The organism is Streptomyces sp. 4F14 (assembly GCF_048159485.1).
GTDB lineage: Bacteria > Actinomycetota > Actinomycetes > Streptomycetales > Streptomycetaceae > Streptomyces.
Genome location: NZ_JBLRVY010000020.1, coordinates 48351 through 65486, shown reverse-complemented (window position 1 = coordinate 65486; position 17136 = coordinate 48351). Strand labels below are relative to the sequence as shown.

Here is a 17136-nt window from a genome sequence, read left to right as displayed (position 1 = left end):
AATGAGGGGGAATGCGGAATGACGGGGAACCTCGCGCTGGACAGCGCCTCCGCCGTCACCGCCCTCGGCGGAATCCTCGTCGCCCTGATCGCGGCGGGCGTCGCCCTGTGGCAGGTGCAGCGGGCGCAGAGCCTGGAGCGGGAGAAGATCCAGCTCGAACACGACTCACAGCTCCGGCTCAGACAGCAGGAGTGGGACCACGACCGGCAGTTGACGGAGCGCGAGCAGCGGAAGGCCGACCGGGAGGCGGCCCGGGAGATCGAGCAGGCGGCGGCCCGGGTCGCCGAGCACCGCTCCACGCTGGAGGACGCGGCGGCCCTGTACTGCGCGCGGCTCGTCCAGGAACTGTCCACGCTGAAGATCCTCGACATGTCGCGTCCGCTGCGGCTGGAGCGGCTGTACGTGCAGGTGGGGGTGCAGGAGCAGCAGCCGTTGAGGTTCCTGTCGGCCGACGAACTCGACCGCGACGAAGCGCACCTGACGACGGACGAGACCGGCTCGTTCCTCGTCGACTACCAGCCGCCCTCCTGGTACACGCAGAACTCGGAAGGCCCGGGGGAGCGGCACGCACGAGCCGAACGCGAGCGGGCCGAACGGGCCCGCGCCGCCGCCGAAGCCCGTGCCGCCGCCACCCACACCTACACCCCGGTCGACGCCCTCAACCGCTACCGCCGCATCGTGGTCGTCGGCGACCCCGGCGCGGGCAAGACCACCATGCTCCGCCACCTCGCCCTCCGCCTGGCCACGGACACCTCCCAACTCCCCGCCTACGTCGAGCTGTTCAGGTTCGTGGAGAGCGGAAACCCCTCCCTGCTCGACTACTTGGCGGACCACTGGTCCGACCACTACGGCTTCGACGGCTCCCGCGACTACCTCACGGACAAACTCGCCGACGGCACCGCCGTGTTGCTCCTCGACGGCCTCGACGAAGTCCTCGGCGGCGAGAACGCCCAGGACGCGGAGACCGCGTACCGCAGGGTCACCGCCGAGATCGCCCGCCTCGCGACCCGCTTCCCGCGCGCCCTCATCGCCACGACCTGCCGCCGCCAGGGCTGGCGCGGCGGCCTCCCCCAGTTCCAGGTACTGGAGGCGCTGGACTTCGAGTGGCCGCAGATCGAGACGTTCGTCGCGAACTGGTTCGGTACGGCCGACCGCCGCCGCGCCGGCCTCGTCCGCGCCCTCTCGGCGAACGGGCGGCTCCAGACCCTTGCCGCGAACCCCTTGTTGCTCAGCCTCATCGCGATCGTCTACGAACGCGACCTCGAACTCCCCGAACGCCGGGCCGCGTTGTACCAGCGCTGCGTCGAAGTCCTGCTGCGCGAATGGGACGCGCACCGCGAGATCAGCCGCTACAGCCGCTTCACCACCGACCGCAAACAGGACCTCCTCAAGGAACTCGCCCGCCACTACCACCAGCGCGGCCTGCGTTACTTCCCCGAGGACGACCTCCTCGACCGGATCGCCCGCTTCCTCCCCACGATCGACCTCGACCCCGCCGACAGCCGCACGATCCTCGACGAGATCAGCACCCAGTACGGCCTGCTGAAGCCGCAGGCCCACGGCTGGTACGGCTTCCTCCACCTCACGCTCCAGGAGCACTTCACGGCCGCCGCTCTGCTGGAGCGGGGTGCGGAGGGCATCCGCCAAGCGGTCGGGGCGCGGTACGACCCCTGGTGGGAGGAGGTGATCCTGCTGCTCGCGGGCGCGTTGCCGGACGCGACGCCGTTGCTGGCGGGGGTGTTGCAGCTCGGGGAGCGGCGGGACGTGAACCTCCTCGACCTTCCCGACGACGACTTCTTCCACACCGATCTGCTGCTGGCGGCGCGGTGTCTGACGGGGAGTCCGAGGGTGGCGGACGTGGGGCTGCGGCGGCGGATCGTGGCCGCCGTATGGGAGTTGCTCGACCGGTCGCCGCATCCGGGGGAGCGGCGGCGGGCGGCCGAGGCGCTGGTGGGGGTGCTGCGGTCGGACGAGCAACTGGACGACGTCATCGCGTACATCTGCGATGTCCGCCGGGCGGACGAGGCGCGGATCGCGTTGGTGCGGGCGCTGGAGGCGCACGGTGGGCGACGGGTGGGGGAGCGGTTGCTGGGGGCTTTCGCCTTGTGCCGGGGGGAGTTGAGGGATGCGTTGATCTCGGCGATGGGGACGTTGCGGGTGGAGGGGGCGGTGGGGGTGCTGCGTACCGAACTGGAAGGGGCGCTGGAGTCGGTCCAGGACGAGCAGAACCGTCTGCGGCACGGCGTACGCGCGAGTCTGATCCTGCGCGCGCTCGGCCCGGAGGGTGCGCCGACCGACCTCCTGCTGCGCGCGTTGGACCGGTGCCGGGACCGGTACACCAACCCGGTCGCACCCGAGGTGCGCGAGATCCTCAAGGGCCGTTCGGAACCCGGTCTGGCCGATCGGCTCCTGTCCAGCCTCGACCGGTACTCCGAGGCCGACGTGGCCCGGATGTACCTGGACGTGGCCGGCGATGCCGGGGTGCCGACCCTGATCGAGCGGTCGCGGGCGGCGGGTATGAGCAGCGGCCGGGACGGTTTGATGCAGGCCGTGCGCGACCACGTCGCCGAGGGCCACGGACACGTCCACCGGGAGGAGTTGCTCGCTCTCGCCCGGGCCGACGCCGTGAACACCCAGGTCCGCGTCCTGGCCCTGGAGGCGCTCGACCACTGCCCCGGCGACCCCGGCGAACTCGAAGCGCTCCTCGGCCACCAGGACACACGGGTGCAGGTGGCCGCCGCCGCGACCCTCGCCGCCTGGGGTGCGCCGGTGGGTCTCGACACCATCCGGACGGCGATCCTGCAAGGCCGCGTCGAACCCGGCGAGGAAGGACGCTTCCTCTGGGACACCGGCCGGATCGTCGCCGCGCTGACCCCGTACGGCCTCGACGCGATCGTCGCCGAGCTGCGCACCCGAGTCGATCCCGGGTACACCGACAGGTACGTGCTGGACGCGTCCTGCGCCTGGCTCTACGCGCTCTCGCCCGAGGACGAGGTCGATCACTATCTCCACGGGCTGCGACGGGGGCAGTCCCAGCGCTTGGTCCGGGTTCCCCGCCGCGTTCCGCCCGCCCGGACCGAAGCCGTCTTCCGCTACTTCCAGGACACCCCGAGCACCGCCGTCACCGGCCACCGCGACGACTACGAACTCCTCCTCACCCTCGCCGCCACCACCGCCGACGACCCCACCGCCGTCACCTGGCTCGTCCGCTTCCTCCCCGGCGGCGACCTCGCAGGCGCCCACTTCCCCCAGGCCCACCACCACGCCTACGAAGCCGCCCGCAGGGCCCGCGTCCGCATCCTGCGCGACCGCACCATCCAGCCCATCCCCCTCACACGGGACGCCCCACCAGCATCACCGGCGCCCCCGCCACCCGGGTGAGGAAAACGGTCGCCGAGTTCGGTCCCGCCAACTTCACCTTCTTCCGCAACTCCTCCGGCTCGACCGCCGACCCCCGCTTCTTCACGGTCAGCACCCCGACCTCCCGCTCCCGCAGCAACGCCCGCAACTTCTTGACGTTGAAGGGCAGTTGATCGGTGATCTCGTAGGCGGACGCGTACGGCGTGGGCCGCAGCTCGTCCGAGGTGACGTACGCGATCGTCTCGTCGATGAGCCCGCCCCCGTCGAGGCCCACGGCGACATCGGCGACCAGGTGCGCGCGGATGACGGCGCCATCAGGCTCGTACAGATAACGCCCCACCGGCCGCACGGGCGGATTCGGCAGACCAGCGCCCAGGAGGGTGTCCCCCTCGGGTAGTAGCGTGGCCCGTACCGCTCCGGGTGTAGTACCGAACCACACCACCGCCTCCTTCACGTCCCCGCCGTCGGAGATCCACTCGGCCTCGGCGTCCTCGGGGATGGCCTCGTGGGGGACGCCGGGTGCGATCTTCAGGGCAGCGACCCGCCCGGTACGTGCCGCCCCGATCGCCCAGGAGAGCGGCGGCGAGTACGCCTCGGGGTCGAAGATCCGCCCGCGCCCCCCACGCCGGGCCGGGTCGACGAACACCGCGTCGTACGACGACGTGTCGACGTCCGCGACATCCGCCTCCCGCACCTCGATCAGCTCCGCGAGCCCCAGCGCCTCGGCGTTCGCCCTGGCCACGGCTGCGGTGAGCGGATCCCGGTCGACGGCCAGCACCCTGATCCCGGCCCGCGCGAGCGCGATGGCGTCCCCGCCGATCCCGCAGCACAGGTCGGCGAGCGAGGTCACCCCCAGCTCCTTGAACCGCCGTGCCCGGTACGAGGCGACACTCGCCCGCGTCGACTGCTCGACCCCGTTGGGCGTGAAGAACATCCGCCCGGCGTCCGCCGCCCCGAACTTCACCACCGCCCGCCCCCGCAGCCGGGCCTGCCCCAGCGCGGCCGACACCAGCTCCGCCGGGTACGTCCGCCGCAGCCGGGTGGCGACGGCCAGCTCGTCACCGGGGGAGGTGCCGGCCACCTCTTCGAGCAGAGCACGGCCTTGGTCGGTGAGGAGGGGGGCGAGGTTGTTCACCGGCCCATTGTCCTACGGGGCCGCGAGCGCCGGTTCCCGTACGCCACCCGAAGGATCGCCGCCCACCGCCCGCAGTGTCTCCCCGTCCCCACCCTCGTCGGCTGCAAGGATCCCGCACCATGGAACCAGTGGGACAAAAATACAAAAAGCGCGCGTTCGGGGTGAAGGGGTTCCGGGGCGGGGTGACCGTCCTCGCGGTCGCCGTGATCGCGTCCGGGTGCGCGCAGGGGGAGCGGCCGGCGGGGGAGAGCCGGCCGGCGGCGGGGCAGGGGGCGCAGGCGGGGGCCCGGCCCTCGATGACGTCCGCCGAGCGGCTGCGCGCCGAGCAGGCCGCGCGGGTCGTGGCGGCGAGGAAGTGGGGGCTGAAGAGGGTCCCGCTCACGCCCCCGGCCCCGCCCGCGAGGAAGCCGGTGATCACGACGCGGGACGGCTTCGAGGTCGACGACCACGAGGAACTGGGCCTGCCGCCGGTCTTCACGACCGTCCCGACCAAGGAGAAGGTCGTCTTCCTGACGATCGACGACGGCGCCGAGAAGGACCCCGCGTTCCTGCGGATGATGACCGAACTGAAGGTCCCGTACACCGCGTTCCTCTCCGACTACCTGGTCAAGGAGGACTACGGGTACTTCAAGAAGATGCGGGACGCGGGCGTCGTCCTGAACAACCACACCCTCCACCACCCCTACCTCCCCGGTATGTCGTACCAGCGGCAGAAGCACGAGATCTGCGGCATGCAGGACGTCATCCAGAAGCGCTACGGCAAGCGCCCCCTCCTCTTCCGCCCCCCGTTCGGCAACTACAACCGCGACACCCTGCGCGCGGCGAAGGCGTGCGGCGTGAAGTACGCCCCACTCTGGGACGAGGAGGTCTTCGTCGACCACTGGGAGTACCGCGAGTGGGACCGCGACCTCCACCCCGGCGACATCGTCCTGAGCCACTTCCGGGGCCGGGACGACTGGAAGGGCACGATGCCCGACATGGTCCGCCGGTTCCTGAACATGGTCACCGAGAAGGGGTACGCCGTGGGACGCCTGGAGGACTACCTGTGAGAGTGCGGGGGCTGGTGGCGGCCGTCCTGCTCGTGGCCCTGACCCTCGTCAGCGGCTGCGCCCAGTCCGTCGACCCGATCGAACGCCTCGGCAAGAAGGCGGCGGAGCGTATCCAGGGGGCCCGTCCGGGGTCCCCTGCTACGGGTACTACGGGTACTACGGGTACTACGGGTACTACGGGGCGCGGCGGTGCGGGCGCCGGAGGTACTGCGGGTCGTCCGGGGTCCCCCGCAGGTACGACGGGTACCACCCCCGCACCCCCCTACCCCCCGGTCCTCGACCGCATCCCCACCTCCGACCCCGTCGTCTTCCTCACCTACGACGACGGCGCCGAACGTGACCCCCGCTTCATCGACCTGGTCCGCGAACTCCGCCTCCCGGTCAGCATGTTCCTCACGGACAGCGTCGTCGGCCCCGGCTACGGCCACTTCGCGCGGCTGCGTGCCGTGGGCGCCAACCTCCAGAACCACACCCTCCACCACGCCGCCCTGCGCGGCCTGCCGTACGCGGGACAGCGCGCGGAGATCTGCGGCCAGCAGGACAAGCTCAGGTCCCGCTTCGGCCTGCGCCCCCGGCTCTTCCGCCCGCCCTACGGCACGTACGACACGGCGACCCTGCGCGCGGCGGCCGACTGCGGCATCTCCACGGTCGTCCTCTGGCGCGCGGCCATGACCCCCGGCGGGCTCGTCTACACGCGCGGCTCCCGCCACCTCCTGCCCGGCGACATCGTCGCGATGGACTCCGACGAGGCGGGCGGCCCGACGCTGAGGGACCGGACGGTACGGGTGCTGCGGGAAGCGCGGGAGAGGGGGCTGACGGTGGGGAGACTTGAGGACTACCTCTGAGGTATCACGGCATGAATCTCGGCCTCCGTGCCGCACAGCATTAGCAGTCCGCTTGACCGAGTGCTAATCGCGGTCATAGTCTCAGGTCTGGCACTCCCCACTGGAGAGTGCCAACAACGCGACGGGCAGGTCCGGCACCCGCGACGACGGATCCACCTGGTCGCCACCTCAGACAGTTAACCCCGTGAGATCTCCGAAGGGGGAGGTCGGATCGTGACGACCGCCAGCTCCAAGGTTGCCATCAAGCCGCTTGAGGACCGCATCGTGGTCCAGCCGCTCGACGCCGAGCAGACCACGGCCTCCGGCCTGGTCATCCCGGACACCGCGAAGGAGAAGCCCCAGGAGGGCGCCGTCCTCGCCGTGGGCCCGGGCCGGTTCGAGAACGGCGAGCGCCTGCCGCTCGACGTGAAGGTCGGCGACATCGTGCTGTACAGCAAGTACGGCGGCACCGAGGTCAAGTACAACGGTGACGAGTACCTCGTCCTCTCGGCTCGCGACGTGCTCGCGATCATCGAGAAGTAGTACACCTCAGGTTTTTTGAGCTGCGCCCCTGGCCCCGCGATCCCTTGGAGGAGCCGGGTGCCAGGGGCGCAGTGCTTTTTACACCCACAGATTTTCCGAGAGGGCACCCGCTGTCATGGCGAAGATCCTGAAGTTCGACGAGGACGCCCGTCGCGCCCTTGAGCGCGGCGTCAACAAGCTGGCCGACACGGTCAAGGTGACGATCGGCCCCAAGGGCCGCAACGTCGTCATCGACAAGAAGTTCGGCGCCCCGACCATCACCAACGACGGCGTCACCATCGCCCGTGAGGTCGAGATCGACGACCCGTACGAGAACCTCGGCGCCCAGCTGGTGAAGGAGGTGGCGACCAAGACCAACGACATCGCGGGTGACGGCACCACCACCGCCACCGTGCTCGCCCAGGCGCTCGTCCGCGAGGGTCTGAAGAACGTCGCCGCGGGTGCCTCCCCGGCGCTGCTGAAGAAGGGCATCGACGCGGCCGTCGCCGCCGTCTCCGAGGACCTCCTCGCGACCGCCCGCCCCATCGAGGACAAGGCGGACATCGCCGCCGTCGCCGCGCTGTCCGCGCAGGACACGCAGGTCGGCGAGCTGATCGCCGAGGCGATGGACAAGGTCGGCAAGGACGGTGTCATCACCGTCGAGGAGTCCAACACCTTCGGCCTGGAGCTGGACTTCACCGAGGGCATGGCCTTCGACAAGGGCTACCTGTCGCCGTACTTCGTGACGGACCAGGAGCGGATGGAAGCGGTCCTGGAGGACCCCTACATCCTCATCAACCAGGGCAAGATCTCCTCCATCCAGGAGCTGCTGCCGCTGCTGGAGAAGGTCATCCAGGCCGGTGCCTCCAAGCCGCTGCTGATCATCGCCGAGGACGTCGAGGGCGAGGCCCTGTCGACCCTGGTCGTCAACAAGATCCGCGGCACGTTCAACGCCGTCGCCGTCAAGGCCCCCGGCTTCGGCGACCGCCGCAAGGCGATGCTCCAGGACATGGCGACGCTGACCGGCGCCGAGGTCATCTCCGAGGAGGTCGGCCTCAAGCTCGACCAGGTCGGCCTTGAGGTGCTGGGCTCCGCCCGCCGCGTCACCATCACCAAGGACGACACCACGATCGTCGACGGCGCCGGTGACTCCTCCGCCGTCCAGGGCCGCGTCGCCCAGATCAAGGCCGAGATCGAGAACACGGACTCCGACTGGGACCGCGAGAAGCTCCAGGAGCGCCTCGCGAAGCTCGCCGGCGGCGTGTGCGTGATCAAGGTCGGCGCCGCGACCGAGGTCGAGCTCAAGGAGAAGAAGCACCGCCTGGAGGACGCGATCTCCGCGACCCGCGCCGCGGTCGAGGAGGGCATCGTCTCCGGCGGTGGCTCCGCGCTCGTCCACGCCGCGAAGGTCCTGGAGGACGGCCTCGGCAAGACCGGCGACGAGGCGACCGGTGTCGCCGTCGTCCGCAAGGCCGTCGTCGAGCCGCTGCGCTGGATCGCCGAGAACGCCGGCCTGGAGGGCTACGTCATCACCTCCAAGGTCGCCGAGCTCGACAAGGGCCAGGGCTTCAACGCCGCGACCGGCGAGTACGGCGACCTGGTCAAGGCCGGCGTCATCGACCCGGTCAAGGTCACCCGCTCCGCCCTGGAGAACGCCGCCTCCATCGCCTCCCTCCTCCTCACGACCGAGACCCTGGTCGTCGAGAAGAAGGAAGAGGAGGAGCCGGCCGCGGCGGGCCACTCCCACGGCCACGCGCACTGACACACCCCGCCTCTGAAGCCCGGCCCCCTTCCCGAGGGGGCCGGGTTTCGGCTTTCCGGAACCTCGTACTCAGGTGAACCCCACGGATCCCGGGCGCCCTGTCCGGCGCACGCCACGGCGTTCCTCGTCCCGCCCCGGGAATCCGCCGGGACCGGGCCGAGGGCCTGGTGGCGTTCACGCGGGGTGAGCTGGACGGAGAGCGCGGAGGACGGCTCGGACGCGGACTTCCTGACGGCCGGATCCCGCTGTGGATCCCTCGCCGTCACGCTCTACGACGTCTGCCTGGCCGACCGCGCCACCCGCTGATCGCCGGGAGAACCGAGGACGCCTCACAGCGCGGTCCCTCACTGCGGCCCGTACTTGCGCCCCGCCTTCGACGACACCCCGCCCAGCAGACCCCGGGGCGTCACCTTCACCACGCCCATGAGGGCCTTGTAACGGGGGTCCGGGACGGACACCGTCTTGCCGCGGGCCAGATCCTGGAGAGCCGCGGTGACCAATTTGTCCGCGTCCAGCCACATCCAGCCGGGAATGTTGTCCGTGCCCATACCGGCCCGCTCGTGGAACTCGGTGCGGACGAACCCGGGACACAGGGCCATCATGCGTACGCCGCTCCCGGCGAGGTCCTTCGCGGCGCCCTGGGTGAACTGGACCACCCACGCCTTGGACGCGCCGTACGTGCCGCGCGGCAGGAACGCGGCGACCGAGGCGACGTTCACCACGCCTCCGCGCCTGCGCTCGCGCATCGCCTCGGCGGCCGCGGAGGTGAGCCGCAGGACGGCCTCGCAGTGCACCTTGAGCATGGTCAGCTCGTCCGCCATGGAGACGTCGAGATAACGGCCCTTGTTGCCGAAACCGGCGTTGTTGACCAGCAGGTCGACGGGGTTCTTGCGGTCACCGAGACGGGCGGCGACCGACTCGATGCCGGCGTCCTCGGAGAGGTCCGCGGTGAGGACCTCCGCCTCGATGCCGTGCCGGTCGTGCAACTCCGTCGCCTGCTCGCGCAGCCGCTTCGTGTCGCGCGCGACGAGGACGAGGTTGTGCCCGTCGGCCGCCAGCCGCCGCGCGAACGCGGCGCCGATCCCCGCGGTCGATCCCGTAATCAGAGCCGTTGTCATGGCAGAAGCGTAGGCGTCCGGAGTGCGCTGGTCCGTATGGGCCAAGGGCTTTCCCGAGGGCTGAGAACCCCTCGGCAACGGCTTGGTGACACTCCTTCCGCCAGCCTGGACAAAGCCGTCCTGACGCTTATTCAGCCGCCGTACTTCTCCACGTACTTCAGAGCCTGCGCCCTCCCCTCCGGATGGAGTGCCTCGCCCGCCGCCAGCAGCCGGGGCAGCAGTTTCCGCTCGGTGGTGACCGCGCGGAACGCGACGGCGACCGTCACGTCGTGATCCGGCCGGTGCACGATCTCCACCGGGTCGCCCGCGCGGATCTCCCCCGGCTCGATCACCCGCAGATACGCGCCGGGCGCCGCCTCCTGGGTGAACCGCTTGACCCACTGCTTCTCGCCCAGATGCCCCTGGAAGGTGAGGCAGGGGATCCGCCCGGTCGTGACTTCGAGGACCACCTCCGCCCCGATCCGCCACCGCTCCCCGATCAGCGCCCCCGAGACGTCCACCCCCTCGGTCGTGAGGTTCTCCCCGAACGCCCCGGACGCCAGCGGGCGGCCGAGCGCGCGCTCCCAGGCGTCGAGGTCCCCGCGCGCGACCGCGTACACCGCCTGGTCGTCCCCGCCGTGGTGGCGCAGGTCGGCGATCTGGTCCCCGGCGAGCCCGCTCCCGCCGGTCCCCTTCGGCCCCGGCGCCGACACCCGCACCGGCCCCGCCACCGGACGCTTGTCGATACCGGTCATGCCCTGCGGCTGATCGGTGTACGGCACGGCCGTCAGCCGCCCCAGATTCACGGACAGAACCCTCATGGACCCATGTTTCATATACGCACAGTAATCGAGCAGTCCCCAAAGCGTCGACATACTTTCGGCTGTCATACCCAAGAACTACTTATGGCCAAGGCTATGCTCGCCCGGTGATCGAGGCCCGCCATCTGCGCGTCCTGCGCGCCGTCGCCACCACCGGCTCCTTCTCCGCCGCCGGCCGCGAACTCGGCTGCACCCAGCCGGCCGTCAGCCAGCAGATCAAGGCGCTGGAGACCTCCGTCGGCACCCCGCTGCTGGTGCGCGGCGGGCGCGAGATGCGCCTCACCGAGGCGGGCGAGGCCCTGGTGCGGCACGCGTCCGGCATCCTCGCCGGGCTGACGGCCGCCGAGGAGGAGGTCGCCGCGATCGCCGGACTGCGCGCCGGCCGGGTCCGCCTGGTCTCCTTCCCGAGCACCAGCTCCACCCTCGTCCCCACCGCCCTGGCCGCCCTGCGCGCCGCCCACCCCGGCACCCGCGTCTCCCTGGAGGAGGCCGAACCCCCGGGCTCGGTCACCCTCCTGCGCGACGGCGACTGCGACGTGGCCCTGGCCTTCCGGTACGAGAGCGCCGCGTCCGACGCCGAGGAGTGGGCCGACCTCGTCGTACGGCCCCTGCTGACCGACCGGCTCGTCGCCCTCGTACCCGAACGCCACCCCCTCGCGCGTGCTGGGGCCGTCGGGATCGCCGAGCTCGCGCGCGAGCCCTGGATCGCGGGCTGTCCGCGCTGCCGCCGCCAACTGGTCGAGGCGTGCGCGAGCGCCGGGTTCACCCCGCGGATCGACTTCGCGACCGACGACCACCCCGCTGTCGTCGGCCTGGTCGCGGCGGGTCTCGGGGTCGCCGTGCTGCCCCGGCTGGCCCTGGAGTCCGTCCGGCCGCGCGGTGTCCGCACGCTGGCCCTGGAGCCGGCCGTCCGGCGCGAGGTCGTCGCCCTCACGCTGCCCGACCTGGCGCGGGTGCCCGCGGTGGCGGCGACGCTGGACGAACTGGAGCGGGCCGCCGTACGGCGGTGAGGGCCGGGGGGAACCGGCGAACCGGGGCACGCGCGCGTGCCCCGGTTCCGGGTGTGGCCCTTTCGGCTAGGAGAAACGTTCCTTCATGTGTTCGAAACGGCGGCCGTCTCGACCGACGCCGTGACGAGGCGGTTGCGTGCCCGCCCCATCAGCTCCTCGCGCTCGTCCTCGGTCAGTCCGCCCCACACGCCGTACGGCTCACGCACCGCCAGTGCGTGCGCCGCGCACTGCGCGCGGACCGGGCATCTCATGCAGACCTCCTTGGCCGAGTTCTCGCGAGCGCTCCTGGCTGCCCCGCGCTCGCCCTCAGGGTGGAAGAAGAGCGAGCTGTCGACCCCGCGGCAGGCAGCGAGGAGCTGCCAGTCCCACAGGTCCGCGTTCGGTCCGGGAAGGCGGGAGAAATCTGCCATTGCGTGACCCCTTGTAGCCGTGCTGAGCGGATACGGTGCCCACGACCGTACAACTACGATCTAAGGAGATGAAAATATGACTCATTGGGAATCTAGCCCTAGACACCACCTCAAGGGAAGAAATGGGTCTAAATGGGGCACCGGTTGTGATGAAACGGCGAGGGTCCGTTGCGCCGTCTCCACCGTCCGCGCACCCTCACGTAGAGTGCCGAAGAGGCTACGCAGCCCCGTAACTCTTTCGAGTGACCGTCGTTGAGAGTGCGGAGGCGGTTGAAAACACAAAAGCTCGGGCAGATGTCCGAGCCGGTCGACCGCACAGGTGAATACGTACCAGCCTGGAGGCACAAGGTGACGCGCATCAGCTGCGGAGGGCGGCCATGACATCCGTCCTCGTCTGCGACGACTCCCCGCTTGCCCGAGAGGCGCTGCGCCGCGCGGTCGCGACCGTGCCCGGCGTCGAGCGCGTGACGACCGCGGCCAACGGCGAGGAAGTCCTCCGCCGCTGGGGTGCGGACCGCTCGGACCTGATCCTGATGGACGTACGCATGCCCGGACTGGGCGGCGTCGAGACCGTACGGCGGCTGCTGTCCGCCGACCCCGGTGCGCGCATCATCATGCTCACCGTCGCCGAGGACCTGGACGGCGTGGCCCTCGCGGTCGCCGCCGGGGCCCGCGGCTACCTGCACAAGGACGCGTCCCGCGCGGAACTGCGCGCGACCGTCACGCAGGCACTCGCCGACCCGACCTGGCGGCTCGCCCCGCGCCGGCTGCGCTCCGCCGAGATGGGCGCCGCACCGACGCTCACCGCGCGCGAGATCCAGGTGCTCGAAGGGATGAGCCACGGACGGTCCAACGCGGAGATCGGGCGTGAGCTGTTCCTGTCGGAGGACACCGTCAAGACGCACGCGCGACGGCTGTTCAAGAAGCTGGGCGCGTCCGACCGGGCGCACGCGGTGGCACTCGGGTTCCGGTGGGGGCTCGTCCGCTGAGCCCCACGGGGTTGCCGCGGTATGTCGTCGTCGGGCGGCTGCGGGTTCGCCGTGGCTGTTCGCGCCCGCGCGGCGGCAGCCGCGGACCGACGCGGTCCCGTGCCCCTCGCGGTGCCGCGTGCGGCGGCGTTTCGAGAGTCATCTTGGACACATTCCGGATGGGTTCGCGGCGGCTGTCGTCTCCTCACTCTCCGCTGGTGGGTGGGGTGGTGGGAGCCGGCGGGCGCCGGTCGCAGGGGCCGGCCTTCCGGAGGCGCGCTGCTCGTTTCGGCGGGGATGCCGCATGCTTGAGGTGTGGAGTTCCTCGGGGACGAGTCGGCCGAGCGGGAGGGGAGGGCGCGGGGGATGAGTTCCGGCGCACCTGCTCATAACGCTTCGGTGCACAACGAAGGACACGGCGCCACGGACGAGACGGCCTCGGTGCACCATGGACCGATGCGTGATGACGAGGCGGTCCGTGCCCAGGGAACGATCGGCTCCCTCGTCCATCGCGCCGTGGACGGCGACGAGCAGGCCACCCACGACCTGCTCGCCCACGTCCACCCGCTGGCCCTGCGCTACTGCCGCACACGCCTGTCGCGGCTGCCCGGGGACGCGCGGCACTTCGTGGAGGACCTCGCGCAGGAGGTCTGTGTGGCCGTCCTCCTCGCCCTGCCGCGCTACCGGGACACCGGGCGCCCCTTCGAGGCGTTCGTCTTCGCCATCGCCGCGCACAAGGTCGCCGACCTCCAGCGCGCCGCGATGCGCCACCCCGGCTCCACGGCCGTCCCCTCCGACGAGATGCCGGAGCGCCCCGACGACTCCCTCGGCCCCGAGGAGCGCGCCCTGCTCAGCAGCGACGCCGCCTGGGCCAAGAAACTGCTGGCCAACCTCCCGGAGAACCAGCGCGAACTGCTGCTGCTGCGCATCGCCGTGGGGCTGACGGCGGAGGAGACCGGGCAGATGCTCGGCATGTCGCCGGGCGCGGTCCGGGTGGCCCAGCACCGCGCGCTGAGCAGGCTGCGGGCGCTGGCCGAGCAGTGACGGTAAGGGGCGTGCTCCAGGGCGACGCCCCTTACTCGCGTACACGGAGGGTGCCTTGGTTGAACAGGTCGCTCGTCTGTTCCGTACGAACATACGAAGCCCGAGGTCACCTCGTACCGTGGAATTTGCGGCCCCTGCTTCCCGTTAGCATGGACATCCGCACCGATCAAGGCCATTTGGGGAAGGTGTCATGACTGCCAACGTCGACGGAGTGCCCGGCAAGTTCGCGACTCTCGGGTTGACCTACGACGACGTGCTGCTGCTGCCGGGAGCCTCCGAGGTCCTCCCGAACGCGGTCGACACCTCGTCCCGTGTCTCCCGCAACGTCCGGGTGAACATCCCCCTGCTGTCGGCCGCCATGGACAAGGTCACCGAGTCCCGCATGGCCATCGCCATGGCCCGCCTCGGCGGCGTCGGCGTGCTGCACCGCAACCTGTCCGTCGAGGACCAGGTCAACCAGGTCGACCTCGTGAAGCGCTCCGAGTCCGGCATGGTCTCCGACCCGATCACGGTCCACCCGGAGGCGACCCTCGCCGAGGCCGACGCCCTGTGCGCGAAGTTCCGCATCAGCGGCGTCCCGGTCACCGACCCCGCCGGCAAGCTCCTGGGCATCGTCACCAACCGCGACATGGCCTTCGAGAGCGACCGCGCCCGCCAGGTCCGCGAGGTCATGACCCCGATGCCGCTGGTCACCGGCCACGTCGGGATCTCCGGCGGCGACGCGATGGAGCTGCTGCGCCGCCACAAGATCGAGAAGCTGCCCCTCGTCGACGACGCGGGCGTCCTCAAGGGCCTCATCACCGTCAAGGACTTCGTCAAGGCGGAGAAGTACCCGAACGCCGCCAAGGACGCCGACGGCCGTCTCATCGTCGGTGCCGCCGTGGGCGCCTCCCCCGAGGCCCTGGAGCGCGCGCAGGCGCTCGCCGAGGCCGGCGTGGACTTCCTGGTCGTCGACACCTCCCACGGCCACAACAGCAACGCCCTGAGCTGGATGGCGAAGATCAAGTCCAGCGTGAACGTCGACGTCATCGGCGGCAACGTCGCCACCCGCGACGGCGCACAGGCCCTCATCGACGCCGGTGTCGACGGCATCAAGGTCGGCGTCGGCCCCGGCTCGATCTGCACCACGCGCGTGGTCGCCGGTATCGGCGTCCCGCAGGTCACCGCCATCTACGAGGCGTCCCTCGCCGCCCGCGCGGCAGGCATCCCGCTCATCGGCGACGGCGGCCTCCAGTACTCCGGCGACATCGGCAAGGCCCTCGCCGCCGGCGCCGACACCGTCATGCTGGGCTCCCTCCTCGCGGGCTGCGAGGAGTCCCCGGGCGAGCTCCAGTTCATCAACGGCAAGCAGTTCAAGTCGTACCGCGGCATGGGCTCCCTCGGCGCCATGCAGTCGCGCGGCCAGGGCAAGTCGTACTCCAAGGACCGCTACTTCCAGGCCGAGGTCGCCTCCGACGACAAGCTCGTCCCCGAGGGCATCGAGGGCCAGGTGCCCTACCGGGGCCCCCTGTCCAGCGTCCTGCACCAGCTCGTCGGCGGCCTGCGCCAGACCATGGGCTACGTGGGCGCCGCCACCATCGACGAGATGGAGTCCAAGGGCCGCTTCGTACGGATCACGTCGGCCGGTCTGAAGGAGTCGCACCCGCACGACATCCAGATGACCGTCGAGGCGCCGAACTACAGCCGCAAGTGACCTCCCCGCGCGCGTAGAGGCTCGATCGAGGCGGTCCCGGGAACTCCGGGGCCGCCTTTGTCATACCCGTCGGGGATACTGGGAGGCGCTGAAACGCAACAGGGAAAGGCCACAGACGTGACTGAGATCGAGATCGGGCGCGGCAAGCGCGGGCGGAGGGCGTACGCCTTCGACGACATCGCCGTCGTCCCCAGCCGCCGTACGCGGGACCCGAAGGAGGTCTCGATCGCCTGGCAGATCGACGCCTACCGCTTCGAGCTGCCCTTCCTGGCCGCCCCCATGGACTCGGTCGTCTCCCCGGCCACCGCGATCCGCATCGGCGAGCTGGGCGGCCTCGGCGTCCTCAACCTCGAAGGGCTCTGGACGCGCTACGACGACCCGCAGCCGCTGCTCGACGAGGTCACCGAGCTGCCCGCCGAGCAGGCCACGCGCCGCCTCCAGGAGATCTACGCCGCGCCGATCAAGGAAGAGCTGATCGGCCGCCGCATCAAGGAGGTGCGCGACGCGGGCGTGGTCACCGCCGCCGCGCTCTCCCCGCAGCGCACGGCCCAGTTCTCCAAGGCCGTCGTCGACGCGGGCGTGGACATCTTCGTCATCCGGGGGACGACGGTCTCCGCGGAGCACGTCTCCGGGTCGCACGAACCGCTCAACCTCAAGCAGTTCATCTACGAACTCGACGTCCCGGTGATCGTCGGCGGCTGCGCCACGTACACGGCCGCGCTGCACCTCATGCGCACGGGCGCGGCGGGCGTCCTCGTCGGCTTCGGCGGCGGCGCCGCGCACACCACGCGCAACGTGCTCGGCATCCGCGTCCCGATGGCCACCGCCGTCGCGGACGTCGCCGCCGCGCGCCGCGACTACATGGACGAGTCCGGCGGGCGGTACGTCCACGTCATCGCCGACGGCGGGGTCGGCTCGTCCGGCGACCTGCCCAAGGCGATCGCCTGCGGCGCCGACGCCGTCATGATGGGCTCCCCGCTCGCGCGCGCCACCGACGCGCCCGGCAAGGGGCACCACTGGGGCATGGAGGCCGTCAACGAGGAGCTGCCGCGCGGCAAGAAGGTCGACCTCGGGACCGTCGGTACGGTCGAGGAGGTCCTCACCGGGCCGTCCCACACGCCCGACGGCTCCATGAACTTCTTCGGCGCGCTGCGCCGGGCCATGGCGACGACCGGGTACAGCGAGCTGAAGGAATTCCAGCGGGTCGAGGTCGTGGTCGCGGATTCGCAGGACCGGCGGTAGCCGGTCGTACGACGTCTGAAGGGGCCGGTTGCCGCGGGTGCGGTGATCGGCTCCTTTTGGTTTTTCTTGAGGCTTTTGGTGGGGGCGCGCGAGGTGAGGTGGGGGGCGTGCGGTGGTGAACGGGGTTTGATGGAAGGTTTCTGCTGATCATCGGGCGATAGCGTCCTTCTCGTGGCGCTCCCAGGTCTCTGGTAGCGCC

At 70.9% G+C, this 17136-nt stretch carries 15 protein-coding genes; 11 read left to right on the top strand and 4 right to left on the bottom strand.

Annotated elements, in window-relative coordinates:
• Positions 1–18 precede the first annotated feature (18 nt).
• Positions 19–3381: an NACHT domain-containing protein gene (locus tag ACLZOT_RS30385; protein WP_416972325.1), complete on the top strand. Its 3363-nt coding sequence runs from the start codon at positions 19–21 to the stop codon at positions 3379–3381.
• On the opposite strand, the gene ACLZOT_RS30380 is transcribed toward ACLZOT_RS30385, so the two are convergent.
• On the bottom strand, positions 3332–4495 hold the full coding sequence (locus ACLZOT_RS30380) for a THUMP-like domain-containing protein (protein ID WP_416972324.1): 1164 nt from the start codon (positions 4493–4495) through the stop codon (positions 3332–3334). The genes ACLZOT_RS30385 and ACLZOT_RS30380 overlap by 50 nt on opposite strands.
• Before the next feature lie 119 nt (positions 4496–4614).
• On the opposite strand from ACLZOT_RS30380, the gene ACLZOT_RS30375 reads away from it, so the two are divergent.
• The 5 genes from ACLZOT_RS30375 (at position 4615) to ACLZOT_RS30355 (ending at position 8958) form a co-directional block, all read left to right on the top strand.
• Complete coding sequence (locus ACLZOT_RS30375; RefSeq protein ID WP_416972323.1) at positions 4615–5544, top strand: polysaccharide deacetylase family protein; 930 nt, start codon at positions 4615–4617, stop codon at positions 5542–5544.
• Positions 5541–6389: a polysaccharide deacetylase family protein gene (locus tag ACLZOT_RS30370; protein ID WP_416972322.1), complete on the top strand. Its 849-nt coding sequence runs from the start codon at positions 5541–5543 to the stop codon at positions 6387–6389. Before ACLZOT_RS30375 ends, ACLZOT_RS30370 begins: the two co-directional genes overlap by 4 nt.
• A gap of 213 nt (positions 6390–6602) precedes the next feature.
• Positions 6603–6911, top strand: coding sequence for a co-chaperone GroES (groES, locus tag ACLZOT_RS30365; protein ID WP_018543953.1), 309 nt, complete (start codon positions 6603–6605; stop codon positions 6909–6911).
• A 115-nt stretch (positions 6912–7026) separates the two neighbouring features.
• Positions 7027–8652, top strand: a complete 1626-nt coding sequence (gene groL / locus ACLZOT_RS30360; protein ID WP_416972321.1) for a chaperonin GroEL — start codon at positions 7027–7029, stop codon at positions 8650–8652.
• A gap of 183 nt (positions 8653–8835) precedes the next feature.
• Entirely contained in the window at positions 8836–8958 is a 123-nt protein-coding gene (locus ACLZOT_RS30355) for a hypothetical protein (protein WP_416972320.1), read from the top strand.
• Between the two features lie 38 nt (positions 8959–8996).
• Here the strand turns inward: ACLZOT_RS30355 and ACLZOT_RS30350 are convergent, their stop codons facing one another.
• Both ACLZOT_RS30350 and ACLZOT_RS30345 read right to left on the bottom strand, forming a co-directional pair.
• Positions 8997–9770, bottom strand: coding sequence for an SDR family NAD(P)-dependent oxidoreductase (locus tag ACLZOT_RS30350; protein WP_416972319.1), 774 nt, complete (start codon positions 9768–9770; stop codon positions 8997–8999).
• A gap of 131 nt (positions 9771–9901) precedes the next feature.
• Positions 9902–10570, bottom strand: coding sequence for an MOSC domain-containing protein (locus ACLZOT_RS30345; protein WP_416972318.1), 669 nt, complete (start codon positions 10568–10570; stop codon positions 9902–9904).
• Between the two features lie 107 nt (positions 10571–10677).
• On the opposite strand from ACLZOT_RS30345, the gene ACLZOT_RS30340 reads away from it, so the two are divergent.
• A complete protein-coding gene (locus ACLZOT_RS30340; protein WP_416972317.1) occupies positions 10678–11580 on the top strand; it encodes a LysR family transcriptional regulator in 903 nt (300 codons plus the stop codon).
• An 83-nt stretch (positions 11581–11663) separates the two neighbouring features.
• On the opposite strand, the gene ACLZOT_RS30335 is transcribed toward ACLZOT_RS30340, so the two are convergent.
• Positions 11664–11990 (bottom strand): WhiB family transcriptional regulator, encoded by a 327-nt coding sequence (locus tag ACLZOT_RS30335; protein ID WP_416972316.1) that lies wholly within the window; start codon positions 11988–11990, stop codon positions 11664–11666.
• A 377-nt stretch (positions 11991–12367) separates the two neighbouring features.
• Between ACLZOT_RS30335 and ACLZOT_RS30330 the strand changes: the two genes are divergently transcribed.
• The 4 genes from ACLZOT_RS30330 to ACLZOT_RS30315 all read left to right on the top strand — a co-directional run bounded on the left by ACLZOT_RS30330 (position 12368) and on the right by ACLZOT_RS30315 (position 16937).
• Positions 12368–12979: a response regulator transcription factor gene (locus ACLZOT_RS30330; RefSeq protein WP_003948568.1), complete on the top strand. Its 612-nt coding sequence runs from the start codon at positions 12368–12370 to the stop codon at positions 12977–12979.
• A gap of 435 nt (positions 12980–13414) precedes the next feature.
• Complete coding sequence (locus ACLZOT_RS30325; protein WP_010351757.1) at positions 13415–14002, top strand: sigma-70 family RNA polymerase sigma factor; 588 nt, start codon at positions 13415–13417, stop codon at positions 14000–14002.
• Between the two features lie 190 nt (positions 14003–14192).
• Positions 14193–15695 (top strand): IMP dehydrogenase, encoded by a 1503-nt coding sequence (guaB, locus tag ACLZOT_RS30320; protein ID WP_416972315.1) that lies wholly within the window; start codon positions 14193–14195, stop codon positions 15693–15695.
• 117 nt (positions 15696–15812) lie between these two features.
• On the top strand, positions 15813–16937 hold the full coding sequence (locus ACLZOT_RS30315) for a GuaB3 family IMP dehydrogenase-related protein (protein ID WP_416972314.1): 1125 nt from the start codon (positions 15813–15815) through the stop codon (positions 16935–16937).
• Positions 16938–17136: the final 199 nt, after the last annotated feature.